Origin of the sequence: Aureimonas sp. AU20 (assembly GCF_001442755.1) — a bacterium.
Lineage (GTDB): Bacteria > Pseudomonadota > Alphaproteobacteria > Rhizobiales > Rhizobiaceae > Aureimonas.
The window spans coordinates 881,398-898,362 of record NZ_CP006367.1 but is presented as its reverse complement, the minus strand read 5'-3'; the positions used below and the strand labels follow the sequence as shown (position 1 = coordinate 898,362).

The following is a 16,965-nucleotide window of genomic DNA, read 5'->3' as shown; positions in this document are numbered from 1 at the left end:
ATGGCCGGGCTCTGTTGCATATGTGGACGGCTCGGTTTGCAAGGTGATCGCCGCGTCAATCGCCGTCGGACGGTGCAGTCATATATCCGGCCTGTGGGCGCGGTTGTGGACCGCTGGCCACGACGAGAACCGCAATGTCGATCGCCTGAATCAAAATCACGCGCTCATAGGCGCATTGCACCAGACGGTCTGATCGACATCGAGGTGTCGCCCCTCGTCGCGTCCCCGCGATCCCGCGAGGACATCGAACTCGGTCGCGGTGCGTCCAATCACGTCGTCCTTGGAGAAGCCCGTCATGTCGAGAAAGCCCCGGTTGACCCGGACATGGCGCTGGTCAGCGATACGGCAGATCATGGCGGGCGCGGGATTGGCGTTGAAGGCGCTCTCGAACCGGTCTTCCGCGTCGTAACGCGCGGTCTCGTCTTCCACGATCAGGACGACGAAGTCGGGTTCGCCGTCATCCTTGGTGATGACCTGGAAGCGCAAGGCGTGGACGCGGGACTGGTCTGGCGTTCCGTCAACCCGGACTTCCACGACAATGGGTTCCGACTGCTCGCCAGCAAGAACACCCTCGATCGACAGCCCTGTCCCTCGCACGGGATGCTTGTTGCGATAGGTCAGCCGGAAGCGCTTGCGATAATCATCGACGTCGCAACCGAGATCCTCGATGCGCTCGGCGCCGTGCATCGTCAGGGCGGCGTCGTTGGCCCAAAGCACACGCTGGTCCAAGCCCAAAAGGATGACCCCGTCACGTAGCCCCGAGATCAACTGGTGAAGTTGGCGGCGGTCGGGATCCGTCTCCGTCTTGGGGTTCGCCATGACATCTCATCCTTGCTCCAGCTCTCGAATGCCGGGAAGCTCGATCCGCACCGGCATCGCCATGCCTGTTCACCTGAACGAAGATCGACCGCTTTGGGGACAGAAGCCATGTCGCTTTTGTGCCGTGGATGGGTCGATAGCGGACCGGCAGCTTTCGGGTCAATCGCGCGGAATGCTGCCATTCCGCAAACGCCCGACCACCGCCGTTCCAGGCCTCTACGCTCATGCTCAAAAGCGGACATAGGTCTGCCCGATCTGCAAAGTCCCCCGATCTGCGAAGTCCATTGATGCGAGGTCTTTACGGATGATCGCCGCGCCAGCGCCCAAGGCCTTCAACTTGCCTCGCGCCACGTCGCGGGACAATGGTGCCATGCCGCAGTTGGTGGCGGGGTAGAGCTTGTCTGGATCAACGAACCGGAGCGCCTCGCGCAGGGTTTCCGCGACCTCGTCCGGCGTTTCGATCGTGTCGGTCGCGACATCGATCGCGCCCACCATCACCTTCTTTCCTCGAATGAGCTCGATCAGGTCCATCGGCACACGGGAGTTCCGGCACTCGAGCGAGATGATGTCGATCTTGGACTTCCGGAGGTTGGGGAAGGTCTTCTCGTACTGCCGCCACTCCGATCCGAGAGTCTTCTTCCAGTCGGTATTGGCCTTGATGCCGTAGCCATAGCAGATATGCACGGCCGTCTCAATCTTGAGGCCCTCGGCGGCCCGATCGAGGGCGGCGATCCCCCAGTCGTTCGCCTCGTCGAAGAAGACGTTGAACGCAGGCTCGTCGAACTGCACGATGTCGACGCCGACGGACTCGAGCTCCCTCGCTTCCTCGTTGAGAATCCGCGCGAACTCCCAGGCGAGCTTCTCGCGGCTTCTGTAGTGGGCGTCGTGGAGCGTATCGATCATCGTCATCGGACCGGGCAGCGTCCACTTGATCGGCTGCCCGGTCTGCGCGCGCAGGTACTTCGCGTCCTCGACGAAGACGGGCTTCGTGCGTGAGACGGCGCCGACCACGGTCGGCACGCTGGCATCGTATCGGTCGCGAATCCGGACGACCTCGCGCTTCTCGAAGTCGACGCCGCCGAGATGTTCGACGAAGGTGGTGACGAAATGCTGGCGCGTTTGTTCGCCGTCACCGACGATGTCGATGCCCGCCTGCCGCTGGTCGTCCAAGGCAAGACGCAGGGCGTCCCGCTTGCCGGCGAGTAGATCCTCGCCTTCGAGCCGCCAGGGCGACCAGAGGGTGCGGGGCTCGGCGAGCCAGGACGGCTTGGGCAGACTCCCCGCGGTGGTCGTCGGCAACAGAATCGTCATGCTCGTGGTCCTTTCGTGTCCGTTCCGTTCATAGGCCCGCAGTCGCAGACCAGCGCTCGAGCTGCGCGCCATGCGGCCGAATGACATGCTGTTCGGCAAAACGGCCCTGCTCGACGGCCAGCCGGCTGCGCTCGTCGCGGTCATAGACAATTCGGGTCAGGGAATAGTCCTGGCGGCTCAGGCTCGGCCTGTAGTGTTCCGCCGCCGGGGAGTTGGCGTTGTAGATCTCCGGGCGATAGATTTTCTGGAAGGTCTCCATCGTGGCGACCGTGCTGGCCAGCTCGACGTTGGAATAGTCACCCGTCAGGTCGCCGAGATGGTAGAAGGCCAAGGGCGCGACGCCGCCCGGCGGCAGGAAATAGCGTGCCCGCATCCCCATCCTTGCGAAGTAGTCGTCGGTTCTGGAAAGGCGGTCAGTCCCGTATTCCACCCCGAGGATGGGGTGGACGTTTGCGGTTCGGCGATAGGTCTCTCGGCTGGACACGCTGAGGCAGATGACCGGCGGCTTCGGGAACCGGTCCCGGTAGGCGGCAGAGGCCAAGAATCGCTTGAACAGGTTGCCGTGCAGCTCGCCGAACCCGTCCGGCGCGCCGCCATCGGGGTTCTCGCGGATGTGGCCGGCCAAACGGATGCTGAAGTCGTAGTCGCGGACATAGGAGGAGAAGTTGTTGCCGATCATGCCGTCGTGGCGCTCACCGCTGCGCCTGTCGACGACGGTGGTTGCCAGGATCTCGATCAGCGGGAAGGTCTCGGCCCCGTCGCGCAGGCCGACCGTCAGGTCGGCGGTGACGATCCGAAGCTCGACCGCGTATCGATCTCCCGTCGGATTGTCCCAATGCATGAGGGAGTTGAAGCGGTTGTCGATCATCGCCAAGGTGTTTCGCAGGTTCTCGCGACGACACTCCCCTCGTGCGAGGTTGGCGAAGTTCGTGGTGATGCGCGTGCGGTCGGCGGGACGATAGTCCTCGTCGAACGGAACGCTGCTGATCGTAAATGCGAAGGCGCTGTTCGTCATGACCCACCGTCTTTGGTCAGGCGAGGGCCGAAGGAAGAACGCGCAAGGGCGAGCGCCCCGACGCCAACGGCCAAGGGCACGAACTCCAGGCGCGATCCACCGGAGGAACCCCCGTCCGAGGAACGTTTCGCGTCGGAGGCAGGTCTCCTGGCTCACGGGTCGCTGCGACGGTTCCGGCCTTCCCGATCCTCTTGCGAGGCTCAGTGACACACGATGGATCCGCCGCTCGCCGCTTACAGTTGCGGGGGCAGCGCCAGACTCTGCCCCGGAGGGACACCACTGGCTTCCCGTCTTAGCCCCATCGCCATGTCTGGAACGGGGAACCTCGACAGGCGACATTCAGCACGTCCGCAACCATGCTGTCAATGAAGACATAAGGACATCTTTATGTCCGCATGCGAAGCGTCATGTGACAAACGGGTACGAGAGCCGCGATCACGATCCTTCACCCCGTTCGTACGGGCACTGCCGGTCGGTCCCAGGCAATCGCGCCGCCCTTCTGGTATTCGATGACACGGGTTTCGAAGAAGTTCTTCTCGTTGCTGAGGTCCATGACCTCCGACATCTACGGGAGCGGGTTTTCCGTTTCCGGGAACACGGAAGCCAGCTCGAGCTGTGCGCAGGGGCGGTTGCCGATGAACTCTCAGGTCACACGTTCAGCTGCGGCACCGCCGAGAGTGAGGCGGGGCTTGCGCCATTGCGAGGGACCCGTTTGGTGGATCGAATGCCCCTGCGCGTCCACCGCGACCGTTACGGGCATGTCCTCCACGACGAATTCGTGGATCGCCTCCATGCCGAGATCGGCAAACGCGAGGACGCGGGCCTGCTTGACCGCTTTGGAGACGAGATACGCCGCGCCGCCGACCGCGATCAGATAGGCCGCGCCGTGGCGCTTGATGGACTCGATCGCGGCTGGCCCGCGCTCGGCCTTGCCGATCATGACGAGGAGCCCGGTGGCGTCCAGGACGAGGTCGGTGAAGCCGTCCATGCGGGTGGCCGTGGTCGGGCCGGCGGGGCCCACCACCTCGTCGCGCACTGCGTCCACCGGGCCGACATAGTAGATCGCCCGATCCTTGAGATCGACCGGCAGCGACTCGCCGCGCCCGATCATGTCGGCCATTCGCTTGTGCGCGGCATCCCGGCCGGTCAGCATCCGCCCCGACAGGAGCAGCGTCTCGCCGGCCCGCCAACTGGCCACCTCCTCGCGCGTCAAACGGTCGAGATCGACGCGTCGCGCCTGTGCCGTCTGCTCGCCCCGGTCGATCTCGGGCCAGAGAGACAGATCGGGCGGGGTGAGCCGCGCGGGGCCGGAGCCGTCCAGCGTGAAGGTGAGATGCCGGTCGGCGGCGCATTGGGGAATGAGGCCGACGGGCTTCGAGGCGGCGTGGCAGGGATAGGAGCGGATCTTCACGTCCACCACCGTCGTCAACCCGCCCAGCCCCTGCGCGCCGATGCCGAGCGCGTTGACGCGCTCGTAGATGTCGAGCCGCATCTCCTCCAGCGATGAGGCTGGGCCGCGCCGGATCAGTTCGGCCATGTCGATCGGCTCGAGAAGCGACTCCTTGGCCATGAGCATGGCTTTCTCGGCCGTGCCGCCGACGCCGATGCCGAGCAGCCCCGGCGGGCACCAGCCGGCGCCCAGCGTCTCCACCGTCTGGACCACCCAGTCCGAGACCGAGGCGGCCGGCGCGAGATTGGCGAACTTGGCCTTGTTCTCCGAACCGCCGCCCTTGGCCGCGACGGTGACGCGGACCTCGTCACCGGCCACGACATCGACATGCACAACGGCGGGCGTGTTGTCGCCCGTGTTCTTGCGGCCGAAGAGCGGGTCCTTGACGATCGAGGCGCGCAGCGGATTGTCGGCGTCGGTATAGGCCTTGGCGACGCCTTCGTTGACGAGGTCGGCGAGCGGGCGCGCCGTCTCGATCCGCGCCCCGATGCCGAGCTTGACGAAGACGTTCACCGTGCCTGTGTCCTGGCAGATCGGCCGCCGACCGAAGGCGGCCATGCGCGAGTTGACCAGGATCTGGCCGATCGCGTCGCGCGCCGCCGGGCTCTCTTCCCGCGCATAGGCTTCCGCAAGGCTTTGAACGAAGCTCGGCGGATGGAACACCGCGATATACTGCAGCGCGTCGGCGACGGAGGAGATGAAATCCGCCTCGCGGATCGGGGCCTTCGTGCTCATGCCGAAATCTTTCCCGTGGTGGCCTTGTCCGTGATCCGTCGCGCCGCGCGCAGGATCGCCTGCGCCCTCAGGAGCACGGGCGCGTCCACCATCTCCCCGTCCAGCGCGACGGCGCCGCCGCCCTGCCCGGCCGCGATCGCGCGCTCGGCCCAGGCGATCTCGCCTTCCGCCGGTGCGAAGCTCCGCGCGGCGGGGGCGATCTGGGCGGGATGGATCAGCAGCTTGCCGGCGAAGCCGAGCGCGGCGGCATGGGCCGCATCGGCCTCGATCTCGGCCTCGTCGCGCGTCGAGGCCGTCACCCCGTCGATCGGCGCCGGGCGGCCGGCGAGCCGGCTGGCCAGCACCAGTTCGAGCCGGGCGAGGAGCAGAGCCTCGCGCGTGTGACGACAGCCGAGATCGGCGGCGAAGTCGAAGGAGCCGAAGGCGAGGCGCGCGCTGACCTGCGCCAGCGCCCGCGCATTGGCAAGGCCAGCCGCGCTTTCCACCAGGGCGACGACGGGGTGGCGGGTCGCCGTCGCGACCGTGGCCACCTCCTCGACCCGTTCGCTTTTCGCCAGCATCACGGCAGAAAGCGGCAGGGCTGCGGCGAGCGCCAGATCCGCCTCGTGCTCGCGCGAGCCGACGGCGTTGAGGCGCACGAGCACCAGGCAGGACGCCTCCCCGATAGCGGATGTCGCCTCGCGCAGCGCCACACGGGCGAGCCCTTTCCTGTCCGCTGCCACGGCATCCTCCAGATCGAGGATCACCGCGTCTGCCCCGGCGGCGAAGGCCTTGGCGAAGCGCTCCGGCCGGTCGGCCGGCACGAAGAGAAACAGGGTGGCGGCCTCGACGGCGGACGGCATGGCTCTCCCCCTCCCCTCAAGGGCCTCCCGAACGGCCCCTCGTCTGGAATGCTTCCATCCGATGTGCGTCCACCGGCTCCAACATGGAAATAAGCTTTCGCGCTATCGGGCATAGGCCGCGCCTATGGCGGCGCCATAGAAGGGCGCTATGGGCGAGCAAGGACATCGCTATTGGCGGAGCGACAAACGCCGACGCTAGGCTGGGCGCCATGCGAACCCTGTCCAGTCATTTGCGGGAGCGGCGTCGGTGAACACCGATCTCAAGGATCTTCTCGTCGTCTCGGTCGAGCAGGCGGTGGCGGCGCCCTATCTGTCCAGCCGTCTGGCCGATGCCGGCGCGCGTGTCATCAAAGTGGAGCGGCCGGAGGGCGATTTCGCGCGCGGCTACGACCATCTGGTGAAAGGCGAGAGCGCCTACTTCGTCTGGCTGAACCGGGGCAAGGAATCCGTCTGCCTCGACTTGAAGGCGCCCGCCGATAAGGCGGTCCTCGCCGCCATGATCGAGCGCGCCGACGTCTTCGTCCAGAATCTCGCGCCCGGCGTCATCGACAAGCTGGGCTTCGCCCCGGCCGAGCTGCGACGGCAAAACCCGCGCCTCGTCACCTGCTCCATCTCCGGCTATGGCGACGAGGGACCGTACCGCGACCTGAAGGCTTATGATCTCCTGGTCCAGGCCGAGAGCGGCCTCTCCGCTATCACCGGCAACGAGCAGGGCATGGCGCGGGTCGGCGTCTCGGTCTGCGACATCGCGGCTGGGATGACGGCCTTCCAGGCCGTGTTGCAGGCGCTGCTCGGCCGCGAACGGACGGGGCAAGGGCGCCATATCGACGTCTCGCTCTTCCATGCGCTCGCCGACTGGATGAACGTGCCGTATCTCCAATATGTCTATGGCGGCAAGGAGCCGGCGCGCTCCGGTCTGAACCATCCGACCATCGCGCCCTATGGGGCCTATGCCTGCCGCGACGGCGCCGCCGTTCTGTTCTCCATCCAGAACGAGCGCGAATGGGCCAATCTCTGTCGCGAGGTTCTGCTGGCGCCGGAGGTGGCGAGCGATCCGCAATTCTCCGACAACAGCCGGCGCGTCGCCAACCGAGAGCGGCTCGACGCCATCGTCACCGGCGCCTTTGCGAAAGCCGACCGACCCGAGATGATCGAGCGGCTGGAGCGCGCCCGCATCGCCTATGGCCGTGTCAGCTCCATGCAGGACCTCGCCGACCATCCGCAGAACCGCTTCGTCACGGTGGAGACGCCCGCCGGCCCGGTGCGCTATCTCGCGCCCGGCGCGCGCTTCGACGGCGAGGCCCCGGCGTTCCGCCCCGTTCCCGCGCTCGGCCAGCAGAGCGAAGCGCTGCGCGCCGAGTTCGCCCCCTCCGGCTCCCTCCATAGCGCGGCCTGACGCCGCGCCGCATCGATTGGTCGCAAGGCTTTGGCCGTCCGGTCTGGAGAGCCAGCGATGGCCTGCCAGGGCCCCTCGCCGATCTCTCAGGCCGCCCGCACCGACCGGCCTGGAAGAGCGGGTGGATTGCGTCTGCGAAGCCACTTGCGGCTGCGGATCGGCCCGGCGTTTCGGGGCCGTCGGCCGAGCCGCCGATGCCCTCCGGTCGTTCGGGCGGATGGCCCAAGACGCCGCAGGGGCGACGTCATCCCCGGCGGCCGCCCGTCCGATCCTCACCGATCGGACACGAGACCTATCCAGGATTCCCGTCCGCCTCTAGGCTCCGCGCCGGGAGGAATCGCGTGTGGATGTCAGGCAGCTCAGATATTTCGTCGCCATCGTCGAGAGCGGGTCGATCTCGCGCGCGGCCGGGAAGCTCAACGTCGCCCAGCCGTCGCTCAGCCTCCACATCCGCAACATGGAAGCCGATCTCGGCGTGCCGCTCCTGTTTCGCACGCCGCAGGGCGTGCAGCCGACCGAGGCGGGCGAAATTCTTCTGCGCAACGCCCGCGCCATCGTCGCGCAGTTCGAGGAGGCCGAGCGCGAGATCCGGGGCAGCGGCGCCGAGCCGGCGGGCGAGGTGCGCCTCGGCCTGCCCTCCTCGATCGCGCAGGTTCTGGGCGTGCCCCTCGTCCTCGCCGCCCAGGCGGAACTGCCCAAGGTGAAGCTGCGGATCGCCGAGGCGATGAGCGGCTATGTCCTGGACTGGCTGCGCCTCGGGCGGGTCGATCTCGGCTTGCTCTACGCTTTCGTCGAGGATCGCGGCCTGCGGTCCATCGGCCTCCTCTCGGAAGCGCTGCATCTGTTCGGCCCTGCCGCCGATCCCGATGCCGGCGCCCTGCCGGCGACCGGCAGCAGCGTGCCCGTCGCCCGGCTGGCCGACCTCCCCCTCATCCTGCCGAGCCCCGGCCACGGGTTACGCGATCTCGTGGAGGAGCGCGCGGCGGCCCATGGCGTGCAACTCGCCACCGCCATCGAGATCGACGCCTATGGCGCCATCAAGTCGCTGGTCGAGCAGGGGCTCGGCTATTCCGTGCTGCCGGCCCATGCGATCCGGCGCGAGACCGAGGAGGGCTCGCTGCGCGCCTGGCCCTTCGAGCCGGCCTTCCTGCGCACGGTGCATCTGGTGGAGCCGATCGACCGGCCGCTCTCCCATGCCGTCCAAGCGGTGGAGAAGCTCTGCCGGCGCACGCTGCGCGACCTCGTGCGCTCGGGCGCCTGGAGCGGCGCGCAGATGCGCGTCAGCGCCTGAGCCGGCCTTCCCTCTCCCTCTTCGTTCCCCGTGGGCCGAAGCGCGAGCCATAGGTCCGGCCTATGCGGGAAAGCGCAAACTTGTCTTGGCGAGGCGGGCCGGCGAGGCGGATATCTCTTCCCATACCAACGGCATTGCGGGCGCGCCGGTGGAGGACGGCTAGGCATGTCCAGGCAAAGCGGCCACGCTTTGCCGTCGGATGATGCGGCGAAAGTAGAAGTCTGGAGCGGCAAGCTCGCCGTTCGGCGCGCCCGTGTCCCCCTGCCCTTGATTCGAGGAGCGCCTGCCATGAATGCCCATTCCCCCGCCCGCAGCGCCGCCCAGGGCGTCTTCATCGACAATCGCTGGCACCCCGCCGCGAGCGGTCGCACGATCGAGGTCGTGGCGCCGGCGGAAGGGCTGGTCTTCGCCGAGATCGCGGCCGGCGGGGCGGAGGATGTCGACCGCGCGGTGAAGGCCGCGCGCCGGGCCGTCGAAGGCGGCGCCTGGGGCAAGCTCTCGGCCACCGAACGCGGCCGGCTTCTGTCCAAGCTGGCGCTGGCGATCGAGTCCCATGCCGAGGAGCTGGCGCTTCTGGAAGCGCGCGACACCGGCAAGCCCATGAAACAGGCGCGCGCCGACATGGTGGCGACCGCCCGCTATTTCGAGTTCTACGGCGGCGCTGCCGACAAGGTGCATGGCGAAACCATTCCCTTCCTGCCCGGCTATTTCGTCACCACCGAGCGCGTGCCCTACGGCGTCACCGCCCATGTCATTCCCTGGAACTATCCCGCGCAGATGTTCGGCCGCACGGTCGGCCCGGCGCTCGCCATGGGCAATGCCTGCGTGGTGAAACCCGCCGAGGACGCCTGCCTGACGCCGCTGCGCCTTGCCGAACTCGCGGCCTCGGTCGGCTTCCCCGAAGGCGCGCTTAACATCGTGCCGGGCCTTGGCGAGGAGGCCGGCGCGGCGCTGTCCGGCCATCGCGACATCGACTTCATCTCCTTCACGGGCTCCCCCGAGGTGGGCACGCTGATCCAGAGCGCGGCGGCCAAAAACCACATCGGCTGCACGCTCGAACTCGGCGGCAAGAGCCCGCACGTCCTCTTTGGCGACGCCGACCTGGAAACGGCGGCGAGCACCATCGCCACGACCATGGTGCAGAATGCCGGCCAGACCTGCTCGGCGGGCTCGCGCGTCCTGGTCGAACGCAGCCGCTACGACGAGGTGGTGGAGGCGCTGGCGGACCGCTTCGGCAAGCTCACCGCCGGAACGCCCGAGATGGACCGCGATCTCGGACCCGTCATCAACGCCACGCAGAAGGCGCGCATCGAGGGCTTCTTCGCCCGCGCCGAGGAAAGCGGCGTGCCGGTTCTGGCTTCGGGACAGGTGGCCGAGGGCGTGCCGGAGGCCGGCTTCTTCGTGGCGCCCCGCATCTACGGGCCGGTGCCGCGCGCCAACGAGCTGGCGACCAAGGAAGTGTTCGGCCCGGTCCTGTCGGTCCTACCCTTCGAGGACGAGGCGGATGCGGTGCGCCTGGCCAACGGCACGGATTACGGCCTGATGGCCGCCGTCTGGTCGCATGACGGCAACCGCGCGATGCGCGTGGCGCGCGGCATCAAGGCCGGCCAGGTCTATATCAACGCCTTCGGGGCCGGCGGCGGCATCGAGCTGCCCTTCGGCGGCATGAAGAAGTCCGGCCATGGCCGCGAGAAGGGCTTCGCCGCGCTGCACGACGTCTCGACCCTGCGCACCACGATCCTCAAGCACGGCTGACGCCGCGCGGTTGGGCGCCAGCGCCGCTCGCCCAAGCGTCCCCGCGCCATAGCGGGGCGCGATGGCGGGTGGACAAAAGCCCTATTGGCGGCCCCGCCCCGGGCCGCGTCACTCTTCAGCCAGCCCAGCAAGCAGCGATCGAGGTCGCTCCGGCGTTTCGGGAGGAACCGTCGTTGATCAGCCAGTTCTACATGCCGACGCGCGTCGTCGCCGGACCGGGCTCGCTCGCCACGATAGGGCAGCTGGCGCGCGATCTGAAGATGCGCCGCGTGCTCGTCGTCTCCGATCCCGTCATCTCCACGCAGCCATTCCATGCCGATGCTCTGGCCGCCCTCGAGGAGGCCGGGCTCGCCGTCGCCCGCTTCGACGAATGCGGCATCGACGCGCGCTGCTCGCATATCGACGCGCAGGGGCAGCGGGTGCGCCGCGAGGGCATCGACGGCGTCGTCTGCATCGGCGGCGGCTCGGTGATGTGCACGGGCAAGGGCATCGCCATCGTCGCGACCAACGATAAGCCCATGGCCGAATGCACCGGCGTCGGCCGGTTCGACAAGCGCGCCCTGCCGATGATCATGGTGCCGACCACGGCGGGCTCGGGCTCCGAGGTCTCGCAATGGACCATCGTCAAGGACGAGGAGCGACACTTGAAGCTGCTCGGCGGCGGCCCCTTGAGCTTTCCCGATGCGGCGATCCTCGACCCGGTGACGCTGCGCTCGCTGCCCATGCGCGTCGCCGCGCTGCCGGCGGTGGATGCGCTGACCCATGCGGTGGAGGCCTATTTCAGCGCCATCGGCTCGCCCATCACCGATGCGCTCGCCATCGCCGCCGTGCGCCTGCAATACGGCTCGTTGCGCGCTTCGATCAATTCCGACGACGAGGCGGCGCGCGGCGACAATCTCATGGCCTCCTGCATGGCCAACATCGCCTGCGGCAATGCCCGGCTCGGCCATGGCCACGCCCTGTCCCTGCCGCTGGAGGGCCATCTCGACCTGCCCCACCCCTACGGCGTCGGCGTGCTCCTGCCCGATGTCACCGCCTTCAACCTCGCGGTCCTGCCGCACAAGGTAAAGCCGCTGGCCGAAGCGCTGGAGGTGGAGACGGCGGGGCTGACACGAACCGAGACGATCGAGGCCTGCGCCGAAGCCATCCGCGACCTTTACCGCGACATCGGCTTCCCCCAGCGCTTCACGCCCGCACAGCTTCCCGAGGCGCGCGTGCGCGAGATGGCCGAGCGCGCCGTGCCGGGCCTCTATGCCGGCATCGCGGCGCGCGACTTCGACCCCAGGACCGCCAACGACCACACGGTCATCGCCTGCCCCTCGGTGCGCAAGATGACCGTCGCCCAGGCCGAAGAGATCTTCCGGCGCTGCCTCGCCTGAGGCGGCCCGCCCCCGTCAACCGTCGCCGCGTTCTGGGAGGGACGTGCCATGGACCAACCCATCCTGCATCACTACGATCTCTCGCCCTTCGGCGAGAAGGTGCGCCTTGCCTTCGGCCACAAGGGCCTCGCCTGGCGCTCGGTGGAAACGCCGATCTGGCCGCCCCGGCCCGACACGGTGCCGCTGACCGCCGGCTATCGCCGCTCGCCGGTCCTGCAGATCGGCGCCGACATCTATTGCGACACGGCGCTGATCTTCGCCGAGCTGGAGCGCCGCTTTCCCGAGCCGACGCTCTATCCCGGCGGGCAGGCGGGGCTGGCCGCGATCCTGTCCTGGTGGGCGGACACGACCACCTTCCTTCCCGCCGCCTCCATCGCGACCTCGATCATCGGCGACGGCGTGCCGCCGGAATTCATCGAGGATCGCATCGCCTTCATGCGCCACGACTTCTCGAAGGACGCCTCCGTGCGCGATCTGTCGGTGAACCGGCAGCGCGTCTCCGCGCAGATGTCCCATCTCGCCGACATGCTGCGGGACGGTCGCGCCTTCCTGCTCGGCCCCGGCGCCTCGGCGGCCGATCTCTCCGCCTATCACACGCTCTGGTTCGTGCGCACCCACGCCGGCGCGGAGGCCGACCGGTTGCTGCCCTTCACGCCGGCGATCCTCCAATGGATGGAGCGCGTCAGCGCGCTCGGCCATGGCGAGCGTTCCCCCTTGAGCGCCGAGGACGCCCTTCGCATCGCCCGCGAAGCGGACCCGGAGCCGACGGGCGGCGTGGCCGTGGACGACCCGAGCGGGCTTGAGGCGGGCGAGACGGTCGCCATCCGCACCGACGACGCCAATGATCCGATCCGCGGCGTGCTGGTGGCCGCCGATCCGCGCGAACTGGTGATCCGCCACGAGAGCGAGCGCGGCGGCACGGTGCATGTCCACTTCCCGCGCTTCGGCTACAGCGCCGTCAGCGAGGAAGCGGCCGATACCAAAAAGACGGCGGCAGCGGCCTGATGCGCATTCTGACCAACACGACCTCGCCCTATGCGCGCGTCGCCCGCATCGCGCTCGGCGAGAAGGGCTTCGACCTTTCCGCGACCGAGATCGTCAACCCTTGGAACGACGAGCCGGCACTCCTGGAACTCAACTCGGCGGCGCGCGTGCCGACGCTTGCCACCGAGGAGGGACTGCCGATCACCGAGAGCCTGCTGATCCTTCTGTGGCTGGAGCGGAAGCGGCCGGAGCCCTCGCTCCTCGCCGGCCCGCTCGACCGCACGATCAGCCTCGCCGGCCGCGCCATGGGCGTGATCGACGCCATGGCCAACATCGTCACCAACCGGATGCAGGTCGATCCGAACTTCGGCGAGCACCGGGTCGGCCTGCGCCGCCGCCGCACCATCGTCGAGGGCTTCCGCGCCCTGGAGGCCGATCCGCCGGCCTATGGCGGCGGCACGCCGGACATCGCCGTGATCACCGCGATCGTGGCGCTCGACTATCTCCGCCTGCGCTTTGCCGGCGAGCCTTGGCTGGAGCCCCTGCCCCGGCTGGACACCCTGCGCGCCCAGGTTGCCGCGCGGCCCGCCTTCGCGGCGAGCGAACCTTACGTCTGACGATCCGCAATGCCGACAGTCTGGGAGGACGACATGGCGACACAGGAGACCAACAAGCAGCTGGCGCGGGATTATTTCGCCGCCTTCCTGCGCCGGGACGAGGCCTGGTGGCAGACCCATATCGACCCCGCCTTCCGCCGCCACGACCCCGGACTGCCTTTCGAGGTGCGCGGGCCGGACGGCGTGAAGCAGTTGGCCGACGCGCTGCATCCCGGCATTCCCGACATGGAACTGCCGATCGAGGACGTGATCGCGGAGGGCGAGAAAGTCCTGGTGCGCCTGCGCGTCAAGGGCACGCATGGCGGCGAGCTGATGGGCCTTGCCGCCACGGGCCGCCCCATCGATATCGGCGTCCTCGACCTTTTCGAGTTTAAGGACGGCAAGCTGGTCGAGCACTGGGCGCTGCTCGACAATCTCGGCCTTCTCAAGCAGCTCGGCGTGTCCGCGATATGAGCGGGCGCCTCGAGGGCAAGTCGGCGCTGGTGACGGGTGCCGCCTCGGGCTTCGGCGCCGCCATTGCCGAGCGCTTCGCGCGCGAGGGGGCCCGCGTCACCATTTTCGACCTCGACGAAGCCGGCGGGCGACGGGTGGCCGAGCGGATCGGCGAGGCCGCCACGAGCCTTGCGGGCGACGTGACGCGCCGCGCCGATTTCGACCGCGCCATCGCCAGGGCAGTCGACCATGGCGGCCGGCTCGACATTCTCGTCAACAATGCCGGCTGGACCCATCGCAACAAGCCGCTGGAGGAGGTGAGCGAGGACGAATTCGACCGCGTCTTCGCGATCAACGTGAAGTCGATCTACCATTCGGTCCAGGCCAGCCTGTCGGCCTTCACGGCCCAAGGCGGCGGCGTCATTCTCAATATCGGGTCCACGGCGGGCATCCGCCCCCGGCCCGGCCTCACCTGGTACAACGGCTCCAAGGGCGCGGTGAACATGCTCAGCCGCTCGCTCGCGGTCGAGCTCGCTCCGCGCGGCATCCGCGTCAACGCCGTGGCGCCGGTGATGGGCGCGACGGCGCTTCTGGAAAGCTTCATGGGCCTGCCCGACACGCCGGAGAACCGCGCGAAGTTCATCGCCACGATCCCGCTTGGTCGCCTTTCGGAGCCCGACGACATCGCCGGCGCCTGCCTCTATCTCGCCTCGGACGACGCGCGGTTTGTGACGGGCGTGGTGCTGGAGGTGGATGGAGGACGCACCATCTGAAAGTGGTGTGCCCTTTCGATCGGGGACATTGGCTACGTTGAATGAGCTCGGATGAACTAGGGCCTGTTCAGCCTCGCACCCGTGCAGGCCCACGAACAGCCGCACGCCGTTCCGCTCTTGGACCATCTGCCGGGCGTCCCGAAATGGGTCGTGGCCGACCGCGGCACCACCAGCCATGCCCTCCGCCATCACATCTGGGACATGGGCGCTCGTCCCGCCATCCCGCCGCTCCGCCACGAAGCGCCCGTCGCCTGCCCAGACTCGATCACCAACAACCGCAACAAGGTTGAACGGCTGTGGGCTCGGCTGAAGGAATGGCGCGCCGTCGCCACACGCCACGAGAAGACTGCTGCCAGTTTCCTGGGCGTCCTTTGCACCCCCTCAGCCCTCGATTGGGTCAGGCGCTAAAAGGCCCTAACCACCCTCCCCTGCCTTCTGATCGGTTTCAGTTTCGGGCCGAAAGCGGCCTGTCCGCTTTCGGTGTGATCGAGCAAAAGCTGGCAGTCCGCGTTCGACCCGAGACAGTCACAGGACGATGCAGCGCGGGGCTCGATAGCAGTCGTTCTCTTGATCCCGTCTTATCGTGCGCCGATGAGGATGCCCCCCAGCGTACCGAGCAGAACGACCAGCCAAGGCGGCGCATTCCAGACCATCAGAAGTGCGAAACAGGTCAGGGCAAGCGCGAACGAGCGCCTGTCGACCACAGCACTTGTGAAAACCGGATCGTAGAGCGCGGCCCCCAGGATTCCGACGACCGCGGCGTTCACCCCGCGCATGATCGCCTGCATCTTCGACCGTCCACGCAGCACATCCCAGAACGGCAGCGCCGCGAGCAGCAGCAGAAAACCGGGAAGGAAGATCGCCACCAACGCGATCGTGGCGCCGACGACGGCGTTGGGCGCGGGGCCGAGCACCGCACCGAGGTAGGCGGCGAAGGTGAACAGCGGGCCCGGCATTGCCTGCGCTGCACCGTAGCCGGCAAGGAACGCGTCGGCGGAGACCCAGCCCGTTCGGACGGTCTCAGCTTCCAGCAGAGGCAGCATCACGTGGCCACCCCCAAACACCAGCGAGCCGGATCGATAGAATGCGCTGAACACCACCAGCGATTGCGACCCTACCCCCGACGCCAACAGAGGTAGCCCTACGAGCAGGGTCGCGAACAGGATCAGGCAGGCGATACCGATCTTGCGCGAGACGCCGAACGATAGCTGAGTGGAGGCCGCCAACGCGCTTCCACGGCACCAGGCAAGACCGGCGAGGGCGCCAAGGACGATCGCGGCGATCTGCCCGAGCGCATCTCCCGAGACCACAAGCACCAGGACGGCGCCCACCGCAATCGTCGCCCGTTCCCGGTCCGGACAAAGGCTGCGGGCCATGCCCCACACGGCTTGCGCGACGATTGCGACGGCGACGATCTTGAGACCTGAGATGACGCCGTGCCCGATCGGCCCGCCGAACACGTCGGCCCCGTACGCAAAGGCGACGAGCAGGATTGCCGACGGCAGCGTAAAGGCCAGGAAGGCGGCGAGTGCTCCAAGGAAGCCCGCACGCAGCAGCCCAAGCGCGAAGCCGACTTGGCTCGAGGCGGGACCGGGCAGGAATTGGCACAAAGCGACGAGGTCGGCGTAGCCGCTCTCGCCGATCCAGCGACGTCGTTCAACGAGTTCTGCGCGAAAATAGCCGAGATGGGCGATGGGTCCGCCGAAGGAGGTTAGGCCAAGCTTCAGGAAGACGCGGAAGACCTCGCCGAAACTTCCACGCGTAACGCGGTCTCGGTCTCCATGGACGTGGTCGGTCATGTCACTTCCGAATACTTTGAACCCTAGAAGCCGCAGTCACAATGACACGCCCTCTCCCACTCCTTTGACCGTGTTGTACAAAACGTCCGTGACATTCGTCCGTCGCGCTTGATCAAGTCTAACGGCAGGTATCCACCCTCCCCTGCCTTCCAATCGGTTTCAGATGCGGGCCGAAAGCACACAGGCAGCTTTCGGGCGCATGGCGCGATAAGCGGCCATTCCGCGAACGAGCCGAACTGGACGCCGGCGGTACCGGCCGAGTAGGTCGCCAACTGGTCGGTGAGCACGCGCAAGCCAACCCGCAGAGAGTCTCGGACAGGCGTTCAAGTCGGAACCAGGATTGGGCCTACAGCCAAGCCCGGACAGG

Annotated in this window: 14 protein-coding genes, 2 pseudogenes and 1 riboswitch; of the genes and pseudogenes, 9 read left to right on the top strand and 7 right to left on the bottom strand. The window is 67.7% G+C overall.

Annotated features, from left to right (window positions below; translation table 11 throughout):
* Window positions 1-156: 156 nt before the first annotated feature.
* The 6 genes and pseudogenes from M673_RS04100 to M673_RS04080 all read right to left on the bottom strand — a co-directional run bounded on the left by M673_RS04100 (window position 157) and on the right by M673_RS04080 (window position 6,172).
* Window positions 157-819 carry a PAS domain-containing protein gene (locus M673_RS04100; protein WP_061973803.1) on the bottom strand — a complete coding sequence of 221 codons (663 nt, stop codon included), beginning with the start codon at window positions 817-819 and terminating at the stop codon, window positions 157-159.
* Window positions 820-1,047: 228 nt separating this feature from the next.
* Window positions 1,048-2,130: a methionine synthase gene (locus tag M673_RS04095; RefSeq protein ID WP_061973801.1), complete on the bottom strand. Its 1,083-nt coding sequence runs from the start codon at window positions 2,128-2,130 to the stop codon at window positions 1,048-1,050.
* Between the two features lie 28 nt (window positions 2,131-2,158).
* On the bottom strand, window positions 2,159-3,145 hold the full coding sequence (locus M673_RS04090; protein ID WP_061973799.1) for a putative oxygenase MesX: 987 nt from the start codon (window positions 3,143-3,145) through the stop codon (window positions 2,159-2,161).
* Window positions 3,146-3,265: 120 nt separating this feature from the next.
* Window positions 3,266-3,488, bottom strand: a riboswitch (cobalamin riboswitch).
* Between the two features lie 102 nt (window positions 3,489-3,590).
* Window positions 3,591-3,785, bottom strand: a pseudogene (locus M673_RS23510) (hypothetical protein); the annotation flags it as partial.
* 3 nt (window positions 3,786-3,788) lie between these two features.
* On the bottom strand, window positions 3,789-5,330 hold the full coding sequence (locus M673_RS04085) for a fumarate hydratase (RefSeq protein WP_061973797.1): 1,542 nt from the start codon (window positions 5,328-5,330) through the stop codon (window positions 3,789-3,791).
* Window positions 5,327-6,172 carry an HpcH/HpaI aldolase/citrate lyase family protein gene (locus M673_RS04080; protein ID WP_061973795.1) on the bottom strand — a complete coding sequence of 282 codons (846 nt, stop codon included), beginning with the start codon at window positions 6,170-6,172 and terminating at the stop codon, window positions 5,327-5,329. Before M673_RS04080 ends, M673_RS04085 begins: the two co-directional genes overlap by 4 nt.
* A 247-nt stretch (window positions 6,173-6,419) precedes the next feature.
* On the opposite strand from M673_RS04080, the gene M673_RS04075 reads away from it, so the two are divergent.
* The 9 genes and pseudogenes from M673_RS04075 to M673_RS04035 all read left to right on the top strand — a co-directional run.
* Window positions 6,420-7,568 (top strand): CaiB/BaiF CoA transferase family protein, encoded by a 1,149-nt coding sequence (locus tag M673_RS04075; RefSeq protein ID WP_061973793.1) that lies wholly within the window; start codon window positions 6,420-6,422, stop codon window positions 7,566-7,568.
* 343 nt (window positions 7,569-7,911) lie between these two features.
* On the top strand, window positions 7,912-8,859 hold the full coding sequence (locus tag M673_RS04070; RefSeq protein ID WP_061973791.1) for a LysR family transcriptional regulator: 948 nt from the start codon (window positions 7,912-7,914) through the stop codon (window positions 8,857-8,859).
* Window positions 8,860-9,147: 288 nt separating this feature from the next.
* Window positions 9,148-10,614 (top strand): aldehyde dehydrogenase family protein, encoded by a 1,467-nt coding sequence (locus M673_RS04065; protein ID WP_061973789.1) that lies wholly within the window; start codon window positions 9,148-9,150, stop codon window positions 10,612-10,614.
* Between the two features lie 173 nt (window positions 10,615-10,787).
* Window positions 10,788-11,993: an iron-containing alcohol dehydrogenase gene (locus M673_RS04060; RefSeq protein ID WP_061973787.1), complete on the top strand. Its 1,206-nt coding sequence runs from the start codon at window positions 10,788-10,790 to the stop codon at window positions 11,991-11,993.
* Window positions 11,994-12,041: 48 nt separating this feature from the next.
* The gene (locus tag M673_RS04055) at window positions 12,042-12,998 is read left to right on the top strand and encodes a glutathione S-transferase family protein (RefSeq protein ID WP_061973785.1); all 957 of its coding nucleotides are present in this window, start codon (window positions 12,042-12,044) and stop codon (window positions 12,996-12,998) included.
* Window positions 12,998-13,594 (top strand): glutathione S-transferase family protein, encoded by a 597-nt coding sequence (locus M673_RS04050; protein ID WP_061973783.1) that lies wholly within the window; start codon window positions 12,998-13,000, stop codon window positions 13,592-13,594. The genes M673_RS04055 and M673_RS04050 overlap by 1 nt, the downstream gene beginning before the upstream one ends.
* A 33-nt stretch (window positions 13,595-13,627) precedes the next feature.
* Window positions 13,628-14,047, top strand: a complete 420-nt coding sequence (locus M673_RS04045) for an ester cyclase (protein ID WP_061973781.1) — start codon at window positions 13,628-13,630, stop codon at window positions 14,045-14,047.
* Window positions 14,044-14,799 carry a glucose 1-dehydrogenase gene (locus M673_RS04040; RefSeq protein WP_061973779.1) on the top strand — a complete coding sequence of 252 codons (756 nt, stop codon included), beginning with the start codon at window positions 14,044-14,046 and terminating at the stop codon, window positions 14,797-14,799. The genes M673_RS04045 and M673_RS04040 overlap by 4 nt, the downstream gene beginning before the upstream one ends.
* Before the next feature lie 66 nt (window positions 14,800-14,865).
* Window positions 14,866-15,207, top strand: a pseudogene (locus tag M673_RS04035) (transposase); the annotation flags it as partial.
* A gap of 170 nt (window positions 15,208-15,377) precedes the next feature.
* Here the strand turns inward: M673_RS04035 and chrA are convergent.
* Complete coding sequence (chrA, locus tag M673_RS04030; RefSeq protein ID WP_061973775.1) at window positions 15,378-16,598, bottom strand: chromate efflux transporter; 1,221 nt, start codon at window positions 16,596-16,598, stop codon at window positions 15,378-15,380.
* Window positions 16,599-16,965: the final 367 nt, after the last annotated feature.

What these genes read in the sequence shown, in the direction of transcription:
- M673_RS04055 (WP_061973785.1), top strand. Translation starts at nt 12,042, where the DNA reads ATGGACCAACCCATCCTGCATCACTACGATCTCTCGCCCTTCGGCGAG.
- M673_RS04095 (WP_061973801.1), bottom strand. Translation starts at nt 2,130, where the DNA reads ATGACGATTCTGTTGCCGACGACCACCGCGGGGAGTCTGCCCAAGCCG.
- M673_RS04100 (WP_061973803.1), bottom strand. Translation starts at nt 819, where the DNA reads ATGGCGAACCCCAAGACGGAGACGGATCCCGACCGCCGCCAACTTCAC.
- M673_RS04050 (WP_061973783.1), top strand. Translation starts at nt 12,998, where the DNA reads ATGCGCATTCTGACCAACACGACCTCGCCCTATGCGCGCGTCGCCCGC.
- M673_RS04085 (WP_061973797.1), bottom strand. Translation starts at nt 5,330, where the DNA reads ATGAGCACGAAGGCCCCGATCCGCGAGGCGGATTTCATCTCCTCCGTC.
- M673_RS04080 (WP_061973795.1), bottom strand. Translation starts at nt 6,172, where the DNA reads ATGCCGTCCGCCGTCGAGGCCGCCACCCTGTTTCTCTTCGTGCCGGCC.
- M673_RS04065 (WP_061973789.1), top strand. Translation starts at nt 9,148, where the DNA reads ATGAATGCCCATTCCCCCGCCCGCAGCGCCGCCCAGGGCGTCTTCATC.
- M673_RS04045 (WP_061973781.1), top strand. Translation starts at nt 13,628, where the DNA reads ATGGCGACACAGGAGACCAACAAGCAGCTGGCGCGGGATTATTTCGCC.
- chrA (WP_061973775.1), bottom strand. Translation starts at nt 16,598, where the DNA reads ATGACCGACCACGTCCATGGAGACCGAGACCGCGTTACGCGTGGAAGT.
- M673_RS04040 (WP_061973779.1), top strand. Translation starts at nt 14,044, where the DNA reads ATGAGCGGGCGCCTCGAGGGCAAGTCGGCGCTGGTGACGGGTGCCGCC.
- M673_RS04090 (WP_061973799.1), bottom strand. Translation starts at nt 3,145, where the DNA reads ATGACGAACAGCGCCTTCGCATTTACGATCAGCAGCGTTCCGTTCGAC.